Raw genomic sequence first — 20628 nt, 5'->3', positions numbered from 1 at the left:
AAACCTTGTGTTTTTAGAAACCGTTCCTACATACCCATGCCGCCCTGCGGCATGGCCGGAGCGCCTCCGGACCTGCTTGAGGCGATAACGTCGTCTATCCTCAGGATCATCGACGCGGCTTCCGTGGCGGACTTGATTATCTGCTCCTTAACTGTAAGAGGCTCGACCACGTCGAGTTTGGACATGTCGACAACCCTGCCGCTCCTCGCGTCGACGCCTATAGAATGCGAACCCCTGCTTTGTTTTGCGCGTAGTTCCGCAAGCGTGTCTATCACATTCATTCCTGCGTTTTCGGCCAATGAGAGAGGGATGACCTCCAAAGCCTCTGCGTATTTTTCTGCAGCGAGCTGTTCCCGTCCAGAAAGGGTGCCCGCCCATTCCCTGATCTTGCCTGCCATATACGCTTCTGGAGCCCCGCCGCCAGCAACTATGGCCGGTTTTTCAAGAACGTCTTTGGAAACCATTAGTGCATCGTGAACCGAGCGCTCTGCCTCATCGACCACTCTCTGCGAGCCTCCGCGCACAAATATGGTAACTGCCAGCGGGTTCTTGCATCCTTCAATAAAGACCAGCTTGTCAGTCTCTATCTTCCGCTCGCTCACCAGTTTCGCAAAACCCAGATCTTTTGGCGCAAGGTCGTCAAGATTGGTTACCGACCTTGCACCCGTGGCCTTGGAAAGCCGGGTCATGTCGCTTTCTGTTGCGCGCCTTACTGCCAGTATTCCTGCTTTGGCCAAGTAGTGCTGGGCTGTATCGTCTATGCCTTTTTGGCACACCAAGACGTTTGCCCCGCTTTGCACTATTTTGTCGACCATCGACTTGAGCATGTAGGTCTCTTCATCAAGAAACTTTTGCATTTGGTCTGGAGAACTGATGTTTATCTTGGCTTCAAACTCGGTCTTTTCAATCTCAAGGGCGGCAGATATCAGGGCGATCCGGGCGCCTTCCACGCACTTTGGCATCCCTCCGTGTACCACTTCCTTATTGAGTATAATGCCCTCGATGAGACTAGTGTCACGAATAGAGCCACCGGTCTTTTTTTCTACTCTTACGTCGTCGATGTCTGCTCTGTAGCCAGAGTCGGTCTTTTCCGAGACTTGCATCGCAGCTCTTACGACAATCTCTGCCAGCAGGCCGGATTCTCTAGAGACGAGTTTCGTTTGCATCGAGGTCTTGGCGACACGGATCAGCTCGCGTTTTTCGTTGCCACGGACGTCATGAGCGATGCTGCCAAGTACTTGTATCGCCTTGTCGGCGCTTTTTCTGTACCCGTCCACTATTACTGTCGGGTGCACTCCCTTCTCTATCAGCTCCTCAGCTTTTTCTATCAAAGCGCCTGCCAGAACGACGACCGAAGTCGTGCCGTCTCCCACTTCGTTGTCGGTGGCCTTGCTTATCTCAACCATCATCTTGGCGGCCGGGTGCTCGATGTCCATCTCCTTCAGGATGGTTGCGCCATCATTCGTTATGGTGACGTCTCCCAGTGAATCTACCAGCATTTTGTCCATACCTCTAGGACCCAAGGAGCTACGTACCATTTCGGCGATCAGTCTTATCGCGGAAAAATTGTTCTGTTGAGCCTCTCTGCCCCGGCTTTGCCTAGAACCAGTCCGCAAAATTAGAATTGGTGTTCCACCGGCACTGGCTTGTTGTAATGACATGATGTTATGCTGCTATTCCGAGTTAAATGCTTTGGTATTCATGCTGAGTTGCGAGTAGCAGATCAGATGCGATTTCAAGATGGCACCCTCATGGAGGGCATATATGTTGCAGAATGTGTGCTTGAATGATAATCTGCAAATTAGATAAGGGTAAATATCATGTATCACCTTGTAGGGCATGTCCGAAAGAGCAGAGGAGGATTATCACGGCAATCCTGGGCGCGTTGGAGGTACAGGGTCACCCGCTGAAGACATTGAGGAAGAAAGGGCGCGAAACAGGCTGTGGGATCTGAAAGAAGAAGCAAAGTGGGGCAAGGACACGATGACGCAGAAGAAGGCCATTGAGGAGTTGAGCAAGAGCGGTGTCCCTGCGATAAGCTATCTGGAAGAAATACTGGCCGTTGTTCCACCGGGCGAGATAAAGCAGTACTGCCAGGATATAATAATTGGCATCAGCAGACCGCTTCCAGATGAGAGTGAGGGTGGCGCAGAGGCTTTGGAGGCAAAGGTCAGGACACCTGACTAGTCGGATTTGCGCGCCAATACGACCCATTTTCCGGGACGCGTACGTTCTTGTGCATACAAGGTGCATACAGTCCATGTATAGCAACAATACAAAGTTCTTGCTGATCGCCGCAGGCATAATCGCGGCGTCTCTTCTTGTTGCTCTAGCCGGGAGTCTGACCCGATGAAAGTTCTGCGATCTGTAAAGCCTTTCATAATCGACATGCGGAAAAGAACCCGCAGCTGTTCTGCCTGTTCTGATCCAGCCAGAAACATAGCCAATTACGACTTTGACGGCGTTATTATTGCAGAATACTACTGCGATGCCTGTGCAGTGCTGATCGGCAGATAATTATCGACGCGGTCCTTGATATGATATGACGCCGTCGGGGGTTATATGTCCGTACAGCCTGTACTATGCTGTGAACGTGGCAAATGCCGTCTCTATCCGGGTTAGCAATGCCGTTGGTGAACTCACTAGGGCCGTCGGGCTACCCTGCACTGCAGAACTTTTTATCGCACGTGCTTGATAAGAACAGACTCTTATTTTCGGGAAAAAAGATCTTTTGCATTCTTTTTGCCGCGGTGATTCTTGAAATGCTAGAAGAAGCGATCTAGAACGCAGGCCTATGACTTGCGGCATCGAGGCAGGGGCTATTCATAACAACTGGACATGTGTAACGTCAGCCACAGGTATCCAGGAGGCTGAAATTAGTTCAGGAACAGGAAATCTCTGAACGACGGGGATGTCCCAACTCTACGCTCTTAAGGGTTGGTCAATCGAAACCGGTTTTTTGGGAACATGAGGCAAGCAAACAGCCTATCTGTTCCCATTAGGTCTCGAACTATAAATAAGCTTGTTCCATCTGTTAGACAGATGCCAACTTGACTGTGACGTTCAGGTCAAGGTTATCAAACCTGACATGGATAGATTTTGCCACTTGTGCCTTAATGTGTTCAGGAATTCCCCCATAGCACTTGTTCAATACTTCGGTATTCTCCCATCCTCCCAAGCTTGCCACATATGCAAGTGACCAGTTTGTTGCTGCAAGATAGTACTGAGCCATTGTGTGTCTGAACAGGTGTAACGGGTGCCCGTTAAAGTACACTCCGTCTCCTAGTGCATATATTCTAGTCTTTTCATTAAGCCAGCTGTTTCTGTCAAGCTCCAAGAATATCTTCTTAAACCTGACAGCCATCCTTGACATAAAGTAAGAATCTTGCAGAGCGTTTGCCTTGTCGCTCTTGGCATCCTCAAAGAAAAGGAATCTTCTTTCTTTTGGCAGCCTGTCGCGTGCAGTCTCGACTATGATCCTGCATTCTTCGGTTGGATACTTGACCCACCACTTACCCTCTTTTGTCAGGTACCAGTCTCCGCGCTTTATCTTCGGCTCAAACTGCTCGACTCTGAATAAAGGTGAGAAAGCTATCCTGTCCCAACTCATGGATGCCATTGCAAAAGCTCTAGCATCTGTATGGAGATCAATGTTCATAAAGCTCCAAGCTTCCCAGTCGCTCTCATTCTCAAGCCGTCTGTTTATCTTCTCTATCTGGTCAGGCGTCAGCATAATATCCTTGTACTCGCCCAACCTTTCCGGAGTAGTTGACAGCCCATAGCGCCGACCTTCACCATGAGCAAAATTGATGTTGTGAGCCGCCAAAAAGCTGCGGTAGGTGTTGATAGTGTTCGTCTTTTGCATTTGGGGGTATGCGTTATTGAACCATGCCAGAAAGTTCCGCCAGTATTCTATCGCGATTTCCTTGCGTCTTGAAGCATCTAGTGGTATGCCAAAGCTTACAATAGTCTCTGGCATCAATTTTAGCTGGTTAGATATGCCGTGTACCACATTTACAAGGTACTGGATACGTCTTGGCGGGATGCAGCCTGACTTCAGATACGTTATCCATTTCTGGATAGATGGCAGCTGGTTAAACGGTTCGCTTTCTAATCGCCGGTATTCGCCTGTTAGATGTTCCCGTAACGAGATTATGATATTGCCATTGGCGTCACGCTTGATTCCCCACTTTCCCTCCTTATCCATTTCTGCCAGATAGCGTGAGACAGTGCTGTGATCCTTACCAATGTCAACACCTATTTCTCTCGTGGTATGGTTGCCATTTTGGACACTGATCGCTATAGCTTCCTTGATCTTCTCTCTATCCTTTACCCTTAGACCTTTGACACGCAAGCGGCTCTTCCTCCGTACAAATGCCTGAGCCACTAATCATCTACCTCTTCCTTTGCAGCAGCACACCTAAAACTGCCAGAAGCAGTGACGTGGTAGGGGGATAGATATACCATATAACAAATAATAAAGTCAGAAAATTTGTTAGTGATACTTGATGAGTCCTGAAGCAAAAGTTTAGTGCCTGTACATTTTCAGGGCTAGCTTTAACTTTCGCGCCTGTGCAACGATTTATGCACCGTTTTTGTTGCATTGGACGCTCGAAGGGAGCGATTTTCTCACATAATTATTAAATTAATTATGGATTAACAACCTGTTTTCTAGTCAGGAATCACGAGTCAGACGGCACAGATACTCATTTATTTTATTTTTACCAGCTTTCAGAATGGCCGAGAAAGAACGACCTCAGATTATAGAGCAAGGCGACATATTCTTTTTTTTACAGGCCAAAGGTCGGCAAGGAAGAAGTACAAGACATAAAGGATGCACAGAAATTCTACATGGTCACCACGCCAGAGGAAGGAGAAAAGCAGAGGCTCTTTGTTCTGGGCCAGAAGCAACTGCCCGAAATCGTTGAAGGCAAGTCTACGTCGCAAGAAAGAAACTGGGCGCTCAACGTGCTTACCACCTCAAATGCTGAAGACATACGAAAAGAGCTGCTTCCGGTGCAGTACGAGACGGAAACAAGGGGCAAGAGGAGCGTGGGGCCTGCAACGCCTGCCGGCGAAGGCAAGTACTCCATAGTCAAGCACGGCAACCATACCGAGCTTGCGTATGTCCTGGAATTGCCTCAGGTGCCGGGTCCGACGCAGAAAGAGTTTGAAATAAAAAAAGAGGCAAGCTACATCATTTCAGTCAAGAATCCGGACATACAGGTGCCCGGCTTCAAGGCCTTTGAGGAAAGAAAGCCAGAGTATTCCTCGCACATAAAAGAAAAGTTCGGGGACAGGCGGTGGATAAACGTAGAAGAGCCGGACCTGCTGAATTACGAAAACACGCAGGTATTGCTTATTGGCGCAAGGAAAAGGGATGTCGAAGAGGAGCTGGGCATTGACCTCAACGAGGAAAAAGAGACGGTCAACACCGCCGAGCTGTTCAGGGAACTGAAGATGAGAAAAGAGCAAGTCCCATTAAAGCCGCTGCTAAAAGGAGAGTTTCCAGGCAGGGAGGAGATGCCCGCGGAAGAGGAAGCCAAGCAGTTGTCAGGTAAAGAAGCACCCGGAAGGAAAGGAGGAAAGGCAGGAGGGCGCGCGGCTGCATCAAGAGCGCCGTCTGCGGCAGCGTTATCAAAGGCTCTTGCCGGCGTGGATTTTCCAAAGAGAAAGGACGAGCTAAAAGAGTATGCGCAGAGGCATATTATGGAGTCCGGGCTTGATGACCCGAAAGCCATAGTGGACATGATAGGCATGTTGCCGGACAAGGAATACCACGACATGTCTGATGTAGAGAAATCGCTGTTTACGGAAGCATAATACACACACGCGTACAAAGAAGCTAGCAAAACTTTGCCTGCAACCAGCTAAGGAGCATGTGGAAGAAAAAGACGCGACCAGAAATATAGCATACGCAATGCCGCATGTGCAGGTTCACTTTCTTTTCCGGAAAAAGAAGTAGACCAGTGCGTACGGTATTGCCGCAAGAAGGAACGCAAGGTTTCCAATCACTGACGATAGCGCAAGTTCAAGGCCGAAATACAGCGTAACTATTGCAGGGACTACGCCAAATAGCATGAACCTATGGCTCCTTTTCTTGAATTTTTCAAAGTCCCTGTAGGGGTACTGCAGGTGATGATAAATCACCGGCATTATGAACAGGAATATGGCCACGGTTATCGAATACAGCGCGACCAAGAGGGAGATCCTGTCGACAATGTCAAAATCCTGGGGGACGTTTACCGAGATGTTCAAAAGAAAACCAAACAAGATGCCCGAAAACGTGGTCAAGAGGGTGCTTTCACGAAGTACTGCATTGTAGTCTCTCAGGAGCCGATCAGTTTTATCTTCATCATCAGGAACATCCACTATGTTTTATTTACCCATAACTCGTATTTCTGCACTTTTGCCATCAATTCAATGATAATAATAGATTTGTCCTGCGAAAAAGGCAGATTTCTGTGGTGACGATCTTTTATTATATCACTCTCGTCCTTGGATTGATTGTTTCTCCTATTTCCTTATACATCCTTGCAAAGCGCAGGCCCTTTTCCGTGACACGATATAACCGCGTCTTTCGGTCATATTCTAGCATTTCATTCTCTAGCAAATAGTCGAGGTACTCGGTTAGCTGCGTGAAGGATATGCGGACCTTGCGTTTTATTCTACTCTTTATTGCTCCGCTATATGCTGCTTCTAGCATTGCAGATGCAATATCCATCCTGCTCCTATTCCTTGTAGCTCTGTGCTTGGTTTTAGGTCCTACTGGTTCGATACTGGGCCGGCTTTTGTATGCCTCGCTATCTTGATGCTGATGTTGTTGTGCTTGGTTGTAGATCTCCCGTGCAACTGCCAGATGTGAATTTATTTGATCTGAGGTTTCACCCGCTAACCCGTCTTTGACCATAAAGGATACGATCGTCTTGACCATAATAAGAAAGATCTATCGATGTCCTGTTGAGAACAGACGTTCAAGGTCTGGATATAGATGTCATAGTAAACACACACAAGCACATAACCCAAGCTTGGAAGTAATGGACAAGCGGTGGTGGAGTCTGGCCTTTGAGACACTTGGAACCGAAAAAATGGACCTCTTGCGAATAGCAGTAGAACGTTTCCTTTCCTCGTACCTAGGGCCTCCTCTAATGCAAGAGAACTCATTTGGATATCCACATTGGATCGGCTCTTTCGCCCGGACTTAAAAGTCGGAAGGTCAGGAAGCAAAAAGAGAGATCTGGTAATGCTTTTTGTTTTATTTATTCTTCTTCTTTATTAGGCGCTGATGCTGCAAGTAAAAGAGATCTATCACTACTTTCACATCTTCGGGTTTTTTGATTTCATGGCTCACCCATCCAGACTTTGGAATGACATGGTGCGGCAGCACCTTTCCCTCGGATACAAGCCTCTTGCTGATCTTGGCTGGCAACTGCAGATCGGCTATTTCGTCGCCATGTATGTGGCCCATCTCTATGCCGTTTACATAAAATCTGGTGGTTGCAAAATCATGGTCATGCATCGTAACTCCCTCCCAACCTAGCAACTCTTGTTTTATAGCTTCACTTGGCGACAAACTCATCTAATGACGTTTTCATCTCAACAATTATTCTGCGCTGCAATTATTACCTCTTTCTATCGTCTCGAATTGTTTTCGTTTCAGTCTTTTCTCTTTTGAGTTGCACTGCTATTCAAGGCGACGGTCATGCGATGGCCAAAGAAGGATAACAAGAGACAAGGAAGCTGCGAAGTTAGTTATTGCCGCCGTACCATGCGAAGAAGAAGAACCAGCATCTTCTTCTTCATGTGGGAACTTCGTAGCCTGCTTGTGGTAAGCACCTGTCACAGTACTTTTGAACCACCAGACATTGATCTAGCTGAAAGAACACTTCTTTTGTCGCTGTCTCTGAGCACTGCCCGCAAAGCGTGCCTAACCTGTATTTGTCAAGCTGCACACGCCTCGTTTTGAAAGGTCTTAACATATTACGAAAACACCGACTTTCTCTGGATAAAAGAGACGTGTGTACAATGCAATGGAGTTTTTCATTTGTACACCATAACCTTTTAGCCGACAAATTTGAAGGAATTCAAGCATAATCTCGCAGCCCCCTATCTTGAAGGATCGTGACAGGGTCAGGCGCAGGCCGGTCAGTCATTCCGTCTAATCAACATCTGTTCCGACCTGTCCTGGCCCCCTGGAATCCTGTTTCTCTGCTTGCTTTTGCCTTCTGGCATATGAACGACGTCGCGATTCTTGTAAACCATCTTGTTTGGGAATTTGTCCTGATCTCCCGCAACGGCAAAAGAACCTATGTCTGATAGACAAAGAAAAAGGCTTACTGCCCCCTATGAAGGGGCTGTGTATGTCGTAGCAGCAGCACCTCACGGTGTTGGTTCTTGTGCGGTTGCGTTTCCAGTTGGCGCGGTTGCGTTGCCTGAAGGAGGCGGCGGCGCGGTTAATGTTGCATTGCCTGATGGAGCGGCTGCCGCTTCATTTACCATGAGCGTCGCTGAACCTTTAATGCCTGTGGCATCCGTTGCACTGATAGTATGGCTGCCGCTTGTTATTTCAGCAGGAATGGTCGCATTGGCAGTAAATGTGCCATTGGCATCCGTCTGTATGGGTACATCTGGATCCAGAGTATCGCTGTCAATCATCAGCGTCGCGTTTTGAGTGTTACCATAGCCCGAGCCGGTGATGGTCAGCTTTTCCCCCGCATTGATGGAGGACGGCGTCAGAGTAAGGGTTGCATTTCCTGGCAGCACAGTTACATTACCTCCCGGTGGCACAGTTACATTACCTCCCGGTGGCACAGTTACATTACCTCCCGGTGGCACAGTTACATTACCTCCCGGTGGCACAGTTACATTACCGGTTGTTGCCGTCTCGTTGCCTGTGGTTTGCGCAGACGCAAGTGGGGCTACCATTGCCAAAGATGCAATCGCAAAGCCCGCAACCAACAGGTATGGAATCAGCAATTTCCTATTTTTTCCTGTTATGCTTGACATTATGCATTTTGTATATCAGTGATTCTTAAGATTTGAGGAAAAAACGCAGGTATCAAGACTAGCAGGAAAATTACTAGTAGAACCTCCAAGAAGCTATTACGCTTACTACCACGTGTCTCCAAGTTTTTCTCAACTGTCTATCAGGAGGAAAAGAAAGAGAAGGATGAATTTGGCGCCAAGGCTGCCAATTCGCTGGTTATTCAAAAGCAGGATTATCGTACGCAAGCAACCAAAAAGATCTGATGCTTTCTCTCTCTTTTCTCCCCTCCGTGCATAGTTTAATATTCGATTAAAGTAGTCTAATCGGTGCCAGGAGCTTACATACTGATCAATATACGCCCGGGAGTTGAGAAGCAGGTAATAGACGAGCTGTCGCAGCTCCCCGGCGTCGTTCATGTCGAGGGCGTCTATGGAGGTTTTGACATAATCGTCAGAATAGAGTTTCCCACGGATGGCATGATACTGAGGACACTGGACAAGGTCAGGAGGATAGACGGCATCAAGTCCACCTTGACGATGTCGTTTATTCCCGGACAGCAGAAGGGAAAGACAGGGTTAGATGCAGACCATCTGGGGCCTCCATCGGATTAAAAGGCAGGCAGGCCTGAGACGCTGCACGCTGCATAAGAATTCGTCGGATGGGCAAGTTGTCATAAGACAAAACTAGATCCAGCGATAAGTTGACAGTGTCTGAGCATTTTATATGATGAAAAGTTCAAATCAGTTGTGCAGCATGGCTCTATTTGCGAACACTAAGGTAATATGTAACGCCGCTCTAGTCCAGAGTCGTGTCTTTTCACAGTAATAATAACAGCCAGAAGGGCCTTGCTCCAACTTCGGTAAGCCGGCGGCTGGTATTTCTGGGAATCTTTCTAAGCTCGTTTTCAGGCCTCGTACTCGAAGTAGCAATCACGAGGATCTTCTCGGCTGCCATCTGGTATCACTTTGCCTTTGTCGCCGTATCCGTTGCCCTGGTCGGGCTCGGGGCGTCTGGCCTTGTCGTGCATTACCGCCTCAGAAAGATAAGCGAAAACTGGGCTGGAAACATGACAATTGCAGCCGCCCTAGGTGTCACCCTGGCCATCCCGCTGTCGCTTTTTGTCATGCACTCTCTTTCCTCGCACGTGGACTATTTGCCCCTGTACATGGGGCTTTTCTCGATACCTTTCTTCTTTATCGGGATAACAATTTCTGCCGCATTCAACGCCTTTGCCCGCACTGCAGGGAGGCTCTACGCGTCAGACCTTGTGGGAGCGTCGGCCGGCGCGCTGCTGGTCGTGCTGGCGCTGACTGTCCTTGGAGGGGAGGGGACGGTCCTGATGGTCGGCCTTGTCTCTGCGGCAAGCGCGGTGGTCTTTTCCATATCTGCAAGAGACAGAAAGAAAATCGCCATCAGCCTTGCGTTTGTCGCGTTTGCAGCCTCCCTCATTGTCCTCGACCAGGTCGTCGTGGTAGGAGGAGGGGGCGAAGGCAGGCTGTTCTCCATCCCTACAGATCCAAATGCGCAAAAGGACCTTCCCCTTTTTCTGAAGGAAAACCCGCGAGCCTCGATTGTCAAGACGGAATGGAACTCGTTTTCCAGGATAGACGTCGTGGAAGGGCCCCTCACAAACTGCGACAACACTTTCTCGGACCCCAACAACAATGCAGGCCAGCAGTCCAGCAAGTGCGCCTATGAGGGGCTGGTTGCCAAGGTCTTTATCGACGGCGGCGCCGGCACCAACATAGTCTCGTGGGACGGAAATCCCGAAAGCAGGAAGGACATGTCAAACTGGATGCAGTACAAGCCCTTCACTATGATGCAGGACCCAAAGGTGCTGGTGATAGGCTCCGGGGGAGGCAGGGACGTGGTCGCGGCCCTTGCAAGCGGGAGCAAGGACGTGACGTCCGTAGAGATAAACCCGATAATATTCAACACGGTCAAAGAGTACGGCGACAGGGCCGGCAACGTGTACACGCACCCGTACGTGAACGCAAACGTCGACGAGGGGAGGAGCTTTGTCTCCCGCTCCACAGAGAAATACGACATCGTCTACATCCCGTTTGTCGACACGTGGGCCTCTGTGTCGTCGGGCGGGCTGGGAGTGTCAGAGAATTTCCTCTACACACAGGAGGCTTTTCAGGAGTACTATGACCACCTGAAGGACAGGGGCAAGGTGATCGCAGTAAGGTGGCTGATCGACTCTCCCCGGTTTGTTTCCACGTTCCTGACAACGCTGGAGAGAAACGGCGTCCCGCAGGAGGAGGCGTACAAGCACATCATGATAGTCAGCGCGCAGTCGGCCAAAAAGGACCCGAGCGGGACAATGGCGATAATGTCAAAGGCGCCCTTTACCGAGCAAGAAATCCAGTACCTGTACGATTTCTTTGTGAAGGAAGGCTACCACCCGATCCTGGTGCCAGGCAAGGTGGCGCTGGAGCCGCATTCGTCGCTCCTGAACGGGCAGATCACGCTCCAGCAGTACTATGACATGTTTCCGACAAAGGCGTATGCGGTGACAGACGACAGCCCCTACTTTTTGTCATACGAAAAGCCGTTTCCAAAGGTACTGGAAGTGCTGCTGTACGTGAGCCTTGGGATTGCTGCGGTCTTTATGGTCGGGCCGTACGTGTGGCTGAGAATGACAAACAGGCGTAGTAGTAATGCTTTTGTTAAAAGTAACAACAATAACGGTAGCAGCGGCATCCTGCGCACCGGCAGCATAGCGCTCTACTTTGCTGCAATAGGCACGGGATTCATCCTGATCGAGCTTGCCCTCCTGCAAAAGCTTGTGCTTTTGCTTGGAAACCCCACAATGACGTTTGCCTTGCTCTTGTTCACTCTGCTCATATCAAGCGGGTTTGGCAGCCTGGTCAGCTCCAGGCTTACTAGGGGAACGAGCGCAAAAAGGCTTGCAATGGTTATTGCAGGAATTGCCTCGTTTGGAGTGGCCTATCTGGCGTCGTTGTCGCCCCTGATCTATTCGATAGTGTCAGAGCAATTTGCAGTAAAGGCGGCTGTCAGCATCGGGATCTTGTTTCCCATCGGCTTTTTGATGGGGATGCCCATGCCTACTGGGATGAGGGTGCTCAAGTCTCATGCCCCGTCCTTTGTTCCGTGGATGTGGGCGATAAACGGAGGGTTTTCCGTCCTGGGTTCCGTCCTTGCGGTGCTTTTCAGCATCGCTTACGGAGGTTCCTATGCAATGCTCCTTGGAATAGCCGCCTATATTGTCGCTGCTTCAGTAGCATTTACGTGGAAGCAGAGATCAAAAAGAACGGAAGCTGAGGAAGGAATACTGGAGCTCTGACCTGCAACATTTCCCGTAAAGGATTGTAGATGGAAGGCAATAATACTAACCATCAATTTTCCTTCCTATATGCTAGTTGATGGCATACCATTACCGATGCTGCCGCATTGGATTTGGATTATCTAGAAAGTACCGGGCTTTATCATATAGGTACAGTAATTCCGACCGATATTGATTCAACTGTCATTCCACAGGATGGGCAATCTTCGTTCTTGATCAATTCTTTGATTGTTGACGCACACCAGTAGCAAGAGTTACATAACAAAAGTTTAGTCTGATGCTCGCTCAAATTTTCTTACACTAGACAGGTGCCGAATCAGACGCATAAAAATCTACTGTGATTGACGTATTTCCCTGTAATTTCTATCTCGAAGCAGCGACTTTTTTATAAAGTCATTCAAGACCGCAAAGCTTAATTTAAAGATAGATTTAAATCTATGCTGACCAATATACAATTATGAAAAATCCTGACCTTAGAGCGGTCCTTCAGGATTATGCCAAGCTGATGGAATTAGGTGCCGACCAAAAGTTTGTTGAAAGGCTTGATGCAAATCAGGCCAGAGAGTTGCTGAAAGGAATTCTGTACGTCCGGACCATGTATGAAGACAATGAAAAGGAAGTGAAATGAAATGGCCGACATGCGTAGCATGCCCCTAAAGGAATTTCAGCGTCGGCTTGCAAAGCTCCTTGGCACAATCACTGCAGATAGCATAGTCAGAATGCTCGAAAGTAATGGCGTTGTAAAAGATGACAAAGTAGATATCAACAGACTTCAAGGATCGCTTGAAAGCCTATTTCAGGATGCAGGCATTCTTCTGATAAATGAAATTGTGAAAGAGCCCTACGTAACACAGGATAAAGCCGGCAATAATAGATAAGATTGAAGAAGCAAATCAGCCGGATTTTCGTGCTTTTCGTCTGTCAAAGTCTGCTTTAAGGTTTCTTCCGGAAGAAGTAATATTAGTTACGACTCCATTTACTTATTATCAAGATGATAATCACTGTGGGAATATAGGTAATGCATGTAAGAAAGACTTTGCTGACCAAAATTGCAGACTTGAGGGAAGATATCATATTCTGTGGTATTGCAACTAACGCCGAAATTGTAGATTACTACTATAAGCAGGACAGCAGAATACCTCTTCCAAAAGACAAAGACATGAAGCGAATGGTTCTACAATCCACATTGATGACAAGCATGCTCAAGACAAACGAAGGCATAGTCGGGAAATCTAAATTTCTGGTGATTGTACATGAAGACATTAATTCGATGCTTTTTCCATTCAAGGATGATTCTGTGATGGCGGTGACCTTCCTGAAATTTGAAGAGATTGAAGAATTGGCAAAGGATGTTCTAGACCTCGCAAAGACGCATTTGTAGATTGTTAAAGAACATGGCGATAAGGACCCACGACATTAAAATCATCCTGACTTGTTCGAGCTTGCGCTTTCATACCATCTAGCAGAAGATTGTTCTAGTATCTGCGCAATGATGCTATGAGAACAAACAGAGAAGAGCTAGGAGAATCTATGCAACTGCAGAGGTATTCTTGGCAGCATGATCCTGCTTTTTGTGTTCTTCTAGATCAAGCGGACTCGGAAACATCTTGTTACATTCTACGCATTCAAATCTTGGGCGTTCTAGTGGTTCTTGGCTCTTCACTTTTACATCTTTTTCTACATGAGGCACTTGCTCGTCCCTCTTTTCCCTATCTTCACTCATATAGCATTGCATGTACAATTCACAAATTAAACGAGTTTCTGAAGGCTCTGGAAGAGAGAACACCTAAATCACATTCAAAGGCGCATCATATAGTCTGGTGCGGGAGATGCACGATCAATGTGGCCTTCAATTCGTCTTTTTGGAAAAATGAAATCGGATGAATAAGCCAAAGCATCGGGCGTGAATAATGGTCACTAACTATTAACAAAAGTCTAGAATGGAGTCCATGAAGGGGAATCAATTGATATGTGCGTCGCGACAAAACACTCTCCGCAACAAAACGATGCAAGAAGAGGAGCAGCAGCTATCGCAGGACAAAAAGAATGCTATTGAGGCCTACAACCTGATCAAGACTTATCGCGGCGGTAATGTCCGCGCGGTAGACGACATCAGTTTCTCGGTAACGCGTGGAGAGATATTTGGTCTTCTCGGACCAAATGGCGCGGGCAAGACCAGTACCATCAAAATGGTCGTTACTCTAGCCAAGGCAACTTCTGGCAGACTAAAGGTCTTTGGAGTTGACGTCTCTAAATCACCTCAGACTGTAAGGGGTATGCTAGGATACGTGCCTCAGAGCATATCCGTTGATGCTGACCTCACCGCATACGAGAATTTGTTGATCTTTTCCAAGCTTTCGTACGTCAACAAGCAAGACCGCGACGAGAGGATACGCGAGGCGCTTCAGTACATGGGCCTCGCAGAAAGGGCGAACGACCTTGTCAAACATTTTAGTGGAGGCATGATGCGCAGGCTGGAGATAGCCCAGGCGCTAGTCAACCGGCCAAGAATCCTGCTCTTGGATGAGCCAAGCATAGGACTTGATCCTGCATCAAAGAGGCAGGTATGGAAAAGCATCAAGCAGTTGCGGCAAGACTATGGCACTACTATCCTGATCACGACTCACGACATGGTAGAGGCAGATACTCTGTGCGACAGAGTAGCAATCATGTCTGCAGGCAAGATAGCGGTTCTGGGAAATCCCGCCGAACTGAAAAGGGCCGTCGGAGGCGGGGACAGGGTGACTGTAAATCTTGCCTCTGCCGTACGCCTGCAGAACTTGCAATTCTTGACGAGTTTGGGCACGGTCGTCGCGGCGGCAGCCAATGACGACGACGTCGATGATGATAACGAGAAGAATGAAACATCGATTCAGATTCTGGTGAAGGACGGAGAGGAAGCTATACCGCACATCATGGATTCTTTTCGAAGCAGCGGAATCAGAATTGAATCCATTTCTGTAAGCAAGCCTACCTTGGATGACGTTTTCATGAAATATGCCAACCGAAGGCTTGATGACGAAGAAATGATCACAACCCGCAACAGCAACAACAGCCACTCTAGCGGCGCAAGGCGCGATTTTGTGAGACATGCAAAATGAATAGCATCGGCAACAACAACAGCAGCGTCGGAAGGTTCCTTCACAGTTCCATAACCGTGGCTGAAATGGAAGCAAGGAAGATACGCCACGATTCAACCGAGCTATGGACTAGAGTGGTGCAGCCTGCGCTTTGGCTGCTGATCTTTGGCACGACCTTTAACAGCATCAGGGCCCTGCAAATAGGCGGCGACATTTCCTACATCCAATTCATCACGCCGGGAATCCTCGCCCAGTCAGTTTTGTTCATAGCAATCTTTTACGGCATCACTGTCGTCTGGGAGCGCGACGTGGGAATCTTTACTAGACTTTTGTCTACGCCGTCGCCAAGGGCGTCCATAGTTCTAGGCAAGTCCCTTGCGGCTGGCTTGAGGGGAATCTTTCAGGCGATTATGATATTTGGGCTGGCCCTTTTAATCGGGGTCGAGATAAGGCTCGACCCGCCTGCCATCGCGGGGGTTTTTGCAGTGGTGGTGATGTTTGCCATGTGCTTTTCCAGCCTGTCCATGCTACTTGCCTCGTACATGAAGACTCGCGACAGGATGATGGGGATTGGCCAAGCTCTAACGATGCCTCTTTTCTTTGCAAGCAACGCCATCTATCCTATCGCCGTCATGCCTGCATGGCTTCAGTACGTGTCGCTGGCTAATCCCCTGAGTTATGTTGTCGATGCAATCAGGGCAATGCTCATCACCGGAGACTATGCGAATCTGCCGATTGATATTGCGGCGCTACTGTTGGCTACGGTCGCATTTGTCGCCTTGGCTTCTGTCTCGATAAAGAGACTGTTGGAATAGAAGAGGAGTAGTGGGAGACTTGCAAATGTATGAGCCATGGAAGAAAAAACCTCGATTATCCATAGTGTGACATTACTGCCTTCTCGCTAGGCTTCAATTCTCTTTGCTTTTTGATTTTCTTTACCGCCTCCTCGAAGTGGCGCATAGTTAGTTCTGCCTCGGATATGTGTTTCGTTGCCTCTGCAGGAGCAGGATAATTTGCAAGATGCTCTTGGACTAATATTGATACTGCGGTGTTTACCACGGCACTTACATCCGCACCACTAAACCCTTCGGTCATGGTCGCTATCTTTTCCAGATTTATTTCGGCCCCTAGATTTTTCTCCTTTACGTGAATATGCAGGATATTTGATCTCGTCTTGATATCCGGGTTTGGAACAAAGACTATTTTGTCAAATCTTCCGGGCCTCAACAGGGCCTTGTCAATCATGTCAGGCCTGTTGGTGGCAGCTATCACAACTACTTCTCGAAGTTCGCTGATGCCATCCAACTCCGTCAATATCTGTGAGACTACCCCTCCGCCCCCACCATCAGAGCCTTCACTTCCCCTAGCCGCTGCTATTGAATCTATTTCGTCAAAAAAGATTACACAGGGAGAGGCCTGCCTAGCTCTGCGGAATAGTTCCCGAATTCCTCTTTCAGACTCTCCCACCCACTTGCTCATCAATTCAGGACCCTTCACGCTGATAAAGTTGGCTTCAGACTCGGTCGCCACCGCCTTTGCAAGCAGCGTCTTTCCAGTGCCTGAGGGTCCATAAAGGATGATGCCTTTTGGCGCTCGGTAGCCGAGTGTCGAATACAGGTCTGGATATTTCAAGGGCCATTCTACTGCCTCTTGCAATTCCTGTTTTACGTCGTCAAGTCCGCCAATATCGCGCCAATTCACATCGGAAGACTCCAGGAAGACTTCTCTCAAGGCGGATGGCATGACATCATTTATCGCTTGTTCGAAGTCTGCCTTGGTTATTATCAGCCTATCGAGGTTTTCCAACGATACCTTTTCGTCTTCCAAGTTGAGCTCAGGCAGCATCCTGCGCAGACATTTCATGGCTGCTTCTTTGCAGAGATACTCCAAGTCTGCGCCAACAAAGCCGTGAGTAATTGCTGCCATCCTGGATAGGTCCACGTCTTCATACAGGGGCATATTGTGTGCGTGTATCTGGAGGATCTCTAACCTTCCGCGCCTGTCTGGCACCTTGATCTCTATTTCTCTGTCAAACCTTCCGGGGCGTCTCAAGGCTGGATCCAGCGCATTTTGTCTGTTAGTTGCGGCAATTACGATTACCTTGCCCCTTGCCTCAAGCCCGTCCATTAGAGACAACATCTGAGAGACTACTCTCCTTTCAACCTCTCCCATGACCTCTTCCCTCTTTGGCGCAATAGAGTCTATTTCGTCGATGAATATGATTGATGGAGCCTTTTCCTTTGCCTCCTTGAATATCTCGCGAAGCCTTGCCTCGGACTCGCCGTAGAACTTGCTCATGATCTCTGGCCCGGAAATGCTAAGGAAGTGCGCATTAGTCTCATTGGCAACCACTTTTGCAAGCAGCGTCTTGCCTGTTCCTGGCGGGCCGTACAGCAGTACGCCTTTTGGCGCCTCGATTCCCAGCTTTTCAAAGATCTCGGGGTGCCTGAGCGGGAGCTCTATCATCTCGCGGACCTTCTGGATTTCTTCCTTCAGGCCGCCAATGTCTTCATAGGTGACCTGTGCTATACCATCTCGAACCCTGTCACTTTCTGCAATATGGAATATCGTCTTCTTGTTAGGGAGAACAGGAACAGATGCCGGGGTTACATGTATTACTTCAAAAGTGAGCTTGCCTCCAAAGTACGGTACCGTGACCTTGTCTCCCTTGACAAGGGGAGTATTGTCTAGCACGTCTGCGAGGTAGTGCTCATCTAATTGGGGCACCGACTCTAGAGGCGCCAATATCACTTTATCGGCTGGAACCGCCTTTACTTTTGTTATCGTTACCGTATCTCCTATGGCCACTCCCGAATTACTCCTTGCAAGGCCATCTATTCTAATCACTCCCTTGCCTTCATCGCTTGGGTAGAGAGGCAGGCATTTGGCAATGATTCGTCTCTTTCCCCCCGCGATTTCTATGATATCGCCGGCCGATGCCTTAATCGAATCTAGGGCTTCATAATCTATGCGAGCGATGCCACGTCCTACGTCCCTCGTATACGCTTCAAGGATCTTTAATGAAAAAGCATTACTTTTCACAATAGTAACCAGATATACTGGCATGAACAGACCCTTAAAGCCTCGTATTGGTGATCTGAATCAGTAATGTGATTTGAGGTCAAAAAAGAAGATTCAGTTCACTCAATTTCCAAGAACGATGGTGATTTGCAGATGAACTCGGATATAAAACCGCTTCAAAGAATGCAAGATCCTATTATCCGTTAAAAGCATAGAAAAATTGCAATAAGCCATAAGGAATGAGAAAGACACAGGAGAACCTAAATAAAATAATCTCGTACTACCAAGGCTGCTGGAACCCTCTCCTAGGATTCATAAAGTGAACTTCTAACTCCTTCAGCCTCTGCATCGAGCCGTCACCTTTCCTCAGTTCAGAAAAGGACGAATCATCGTGGATCTTCCGGACCATCGAGATGACCTCTTTGTTGGTAACTCCGTGCTTGATGTCGTATTCTATCTGTCTACAAATATGGGTTAATCTGCCGTATTTCTTGTGATTCCTTTTCTCAAATGAGGAGGCATTCTCTGATAAACCTTTGACATATTTTACCATCGCCTTTTGCATGTGTTCAACATGCCATTCTTTCATTGGAAAGCTATTTTGCATAAAAAAATTACCTGTGATATGGAAGAAAGAGCCCGCTTATAACTTGCCGCATTATCTCCTAGGGCATAATTAGAAATGTGAATATAACGTTCATCATATGAGCACAAAGAACGGATATCTTTTTTACAATTCAGCAGTAATGAGAAGCTACTACAACAATATCGTGAAATTGAAAGTAATGCAGGGATCGGCAAAATAGCAAAAGAGCCTCTTCTTCTTGCTGTCTTTTACTCTCCTCTCACCTTTTACCACTTCTCAATCTTGTTGTCCTCTCCTTTTTCCTGTACGTTATGTGAGTATGGAAACTCTTACTGATGTTGCATTTTCTGTTCTATTGACAAAAGACTTTTGTTCGCATTTTTGCTAGACAGTGTTTTTATGAGAGGAAGCGGAGCGAGAGAGACTCTTTATTATCAGAGATGGCTTTTATTACTACACGAATGGTAAATCTCATCTACGGCCGCGGCATAACAGAACTGCTGCACGAGATGCCCTTTTACATCAGCATTTTCAAAAAGATCATCGCTTATCGCCTCTTCAAGAGCAAGCAGCCGATGTACGGCTCTGTAGACGTCAACAATATTTGTAATTTGCACTGCACGCACTGCTACTGGTGGCTCAACCGCAAAGAAGCAGAACAGGACCTGACGGTAGAAGACTGGCGCGGCATTATCCGGGACAAGTTCAATAAACAAAAGATATTTGTCATCACGCTTGTTGGAGGCGAGCCTACGTTACGGCCAGATATCATAGAGGTCTTTTGCAAGGAAATGCCCCGCAGGGTCTGCGTTGTTACAAACGCGACTTTTCCACTAAGACGCTTTAGCGGACTGTATTTCTACTGGGTGTCTATGGATGGAACCGAGAAAGTGCATGACAGTATAAGGGGAGAAGGCGCGTATGCCAAGACAAAGAAGAACATACTAGACTATGTCGCAGGCCCAGACCGTGACGGAAGGCCTGCATGGACTGACATTTGGATCACAATGACCATAAACTCACTAAATTACATGACCGTTGAAGAATTGATAGAAGAATGGAGGGGAAAAGTAAACAAGATTGGCTTTCAGTTCCACACACCCTTTGTCAAGGGAGATCCATTGATGCTCCCCTTCGGAGCTGTGCGCAACAGAGTAGTCGACAAGATTATTGAAATGAAGAAAAAATATCCCGACTTTGTAATCAACCCAGTCAAGCAGTTATCGCTTATGAAAGGCAACTGGGGCGGCGTCGGAACAACGCCTGTAGATTGCCCGTCGTGGGCAATACTGTCGCTTGACCATATGGGAAGAGTCAAGCAGCCCTGCTGCATCGGCAGTGCCGACACCAAGAGCATGAAGCCCCTGTGCGAGGAATGCGGCCTGGGATGCTACTCTATACTTGTGGCGCAAGGTATACGCGGCGCCTAGTTCTTTCTGGAATTTGACGCATGACTATGCGTGTGGCAGCGAGTTCTTGTTTTGTGTATTTAACTCAAAATAACAAACAACCTTATGGAGGATGTGCTCATAGTATGTGAGATATATGTACGTGCCCTGAAGGGAATGCGGAAAGGAATTTCAGAACCTCGTTGAAGGAGTACGATATTCAAGTACTGTCAGAGGACTCATGACTTTCTGTTCAG

The 20628-nt window shown here is 47.9% G+C and carries 19 protein-coding genes; 10 read left to right on the top strand and 9 right to left on the bottom strand.

Annotated features, from left to right (window positions below):
* Positions 1–26: 26 nt before the first annotated feature.
* Entirely contained in the window at positions 27–1661 is a 1635-nt protein-coding gene (gene thsB / locus NVIE_RS09555; RefSeq protein ID WP_075055052.1) for a thermosome subunit beta, read from the bottom strand.
* A gap of 178 nt (positions 1662–1839) precedes the next feature.
* Between thsB and NVIE_RS09550 the strand changes: the two genes are divergently transcribed.
* The gene (locus NVIE_RS09550; RefSeq protein ID WP_075055051.1) at positions 1840–2187 is read left to right on the top strand and encodes a hypothetical protein; all 348 of its coding nucleotides are present in this window, start codon (positions 1840–1842) and stop codon (positions 2185–2187) included.
* An 847-nt stretch (positions 2188–3034) separates the two neighbouring features.
* Here the strand turns inward: NVIE_RS09550 and NVIE_RS15920 are convergent.
* Complete coding sequence (locus tag NVIE_RS15920; RefSeq protein WP_227717328.1) at positions 3035–4354, bottom strand: hypothetical protein; 1320 nt, start codon at positions 4352–4354, stop codon at positions 3035–3037.
* 497 nt (positions 4355–4851) lie between these two features.
* Between NVIE_RS15920 and NVIE_RS09540 the strand changes: the two genes are divergently transcribed.
* The gene (locus tag NVIE_RS09540) at positions 4852–5823 is read left to right on the top strand and encodes a DUF2795 domain-containing protein (RefSeq protein ID WP_075055050.1); all 972 of its coding nucleotides are present in this window, start codon (positions 4852–4854) and stop codon (positions 5821–5823) included.
* A gap of 114 nt (positions 5824–5937) precedes the next feature.
* On the opposite strand, the gene NVIE_RS09535 is transcribed toward NVIE_RS09540, so the two are convergent.
* The 4 genes from NVIE_RS09535 to NVIE_RS14865 all read right to left on the bottom strand — a co-directional run bounded on the left by NVIE_RS09535 (position 5938) and on the right by NVIE_RS14865 (position 9006).
* The gene (locus tag NVIE_RS09535) at positions 5938–6372 is read right to left on the bottom strand and encodes a DUF6328 family protein (RefSeq protein ID WP_227717327.1); all 435 of its coding nucleotides are present in this window, start codon (positions 6370–6372) and stop codon (positions 5938–5940) included.
* Positions 6373–6481: 109 nt separating this feature from the next.
* Positions 6482–6934, bottom strand: a complete 453-nt coding sequence (locus NVIE_RS14605; RefSeq protein WP_084790747.1) for a winged helix-turn-helix domain-containing protein — start codon at positions 6932–6934, stop codon at positions 6482–6484.
* A 321-nt stretch (positions 6935–7255) separates the two neighbouring features.
* On the bottom strand, positions 7256–7579 hold the full coding sequence (locus NVIE_RS09525) for a luciferase domain-containing protein (RefSeq protein WP_075055048.1): 324 nt from the start codon (positions 7577–7579) through the stop codon (positions 7256–7258).
* A gap of 800 nt (positions 7580–8379) precedes the next feature.
* Positions 8380–9006: a hypothetical protein gene (locus NVIE_RS14865; RefSeq protein WP_144239630.1), complete on the bottom strand. Its 627-nt coding sequence runs from the start codon at positions 9004–9006 to the stop codon at positions 8380–8382.
* A gap of 306 nt (positions 9007–9312) precedes the next feature.
* On the opposite strand from NVIE_RS14865, the gene NVIE_RS09515 reads away from it, so the two are divergent.
* The 5 genes from NVIE_RS09515 to NVIE_RS09500 all read left to right on the top strand — a co-directional run bounded on the left by NVIE_RS09515 (position 9313) and on the right by NVIE_RS09500 (position 13677).
* Positions 9313–9597 carry an Lrp/AsnC ligand binding domain-containing protein gene (locus NVIE_RS09515; RefSeq protein WP_075055046.1) on the top strand — a complete coding sequence of 95 codons (285 nt, stop codon included), beginning with the start codon at positions 9313–9315 and terminating at the stop codon, positions 9595–9597.
* Between the two features lie 197 nt (positions 9598–9794).
* Positions 9795–12296, top strand: coding sequence for a spermine/spermidine synthase domain-containing protein (locus tag NVIE_RS09510; RefSeq protein ID WP_075055045.1), 2502 nt, complete (start codon positions 9795–9797; stop codon positions 12294–12296).
* 457 nt (positions 12297–12753) lie between these two features.
* Positions 12754–12924: a hypothetical protein gene (locus NVIE_RS15475; protein ID WP_158435178.1), complete on the top strand. Its 171-nt coding sequence runs from the start codon at positions 12754–12756 to the stop codon at positions 12922–12924.
* A gap of 19 nt (positions 12925–12943) precedes the next feature.
* Positions 12944–13174 (top strand): hypothetical protein, encoded by a 231-nt coding sequence (locus NVIE_RS09505; protein ID WP_158435177.1) that lies wholly within the window; start codon positions 12944–12946, stop codon positions 13172–13174.
* A 179-nt stretch (positions 13175–13353) separates the two neighbouring features.
* A complete protein-coding gene (locus tag NVIE_RS09500; protein ID WP_227717325.1) occupies positions 13354–13677 on the top strand; it encodes a hypothetical protein in 324 nt (107 codons plus the stop codon).
* A 147-nt stretch (positions 13678–13824) separates the two neighbouring features.
* Here NVIE_RS09500 and NVIE_RS09495 read toward each other — a convergent pair whose 3' ends face one another.
* Positions 13825–14019 carry a hypothetical protein gene (locus tag NVIE_RS09495; RefSeq protein ID WP_075055042.1) on the bottom strand — a complete coding sequence of 65 codons (195 nt, stop codon included), beginning with the start codon at positions 14017–14019 and terminating at the stop codon, positions 13825–13827.
* Between the two features lie 283 nt (positions 14020–14302).
* Here NVIE_RS09495 and NVIE_RS09490 point away from each other — a divergent pair, with 283 nt between their 5' ends.
* Together NVIE_RS09490 and NVIE_RS09485 are read left to right on the top strand one after the other, a co-directional pair.
* Positions 14303–15397 carry an ATP-binding cassette domain-containing protein gene (locus NVIE_RS09490; protein WP_075056124.1) on the top strand — a complete coding sequence of 365 codons (1095 nt, stop codon included), beginning with the start codon at positions 14303–14305 and terminating at the stop codon, positions 15395–15397.
* Positions 15394–16191, top strand: a complete 798-nt coding sequence (locus NVIE_RS09485; protein ID WP_075055041.1) for an ABC transporter permease — start codon at positions 15394–15396, stop codon at positions 16189–16191. Before NVIE_RS09490 ends, NVIE_RS09485 begins: the two co-directional genes overlap by 4 nt.
* Positions 16192–16246: 55 nt before the next feature.
* Here NVIE_RS09485 and NVIE_RS09480 read toward each other — a convergent pair whose 3' ends face one another.
* Positions 16247–18418 (bottom strand): CDC48 family AAA ATPase, encoded by a 2172-nt coding sequence (locus NVIE_RS09480; RefSeq protein ID WP_144239627.1) that lies wholly within the window; start codon positions 18416–18418, stop codon positions 16247–16249.
* A gap of 259 nt (positions 18419–18677) precedes the next feature.
* Positions 18678–18962, bottom strand: coding sequence for a hypothetical protein (locus NVIE_RS09475; RefSeq protein WP_227717324.1), 285 nt, complete (start codon positions 18960–18962; stop codon positions 18678–18680).
* Between the two features lie 482 nt (positions 18963–19444).
* On the opposite strand from NVIE_RS09475, the gene NVIE_RS09470 reads away from it, so the two are divergent.
* Positions 19445–20413 carry a radical SAM protein gene (locus NVIE_RS09470; protein ID WP_075055038.1) on the top strand — a complete coding sequence of 323 codons (969 nt, stop codon included), beginning with the start codon at positions 19445–19447 and terminating at the stop codon, positions 20411–20413.
* The last annotated feature ends 215 nt before the right edge of the window (positions 20414–20628 follow it).

Origin of the sequence: Nitrososphaera viennensis EN76, from assembly GCF_000698785.1 — an archaeon.
GTDB lineage: Archaea > Thermoproteota > Nitrososphaeria > Nitrososphaerales > Nitrososphaeraceae > Nitrososphaera > Nitrososphaera viennensis.
The sequence above is the reverse complement of the archived record's forward strand: the minus strand, read 5'-3'. Positions and strand labels throughout refer to the sequence as shown.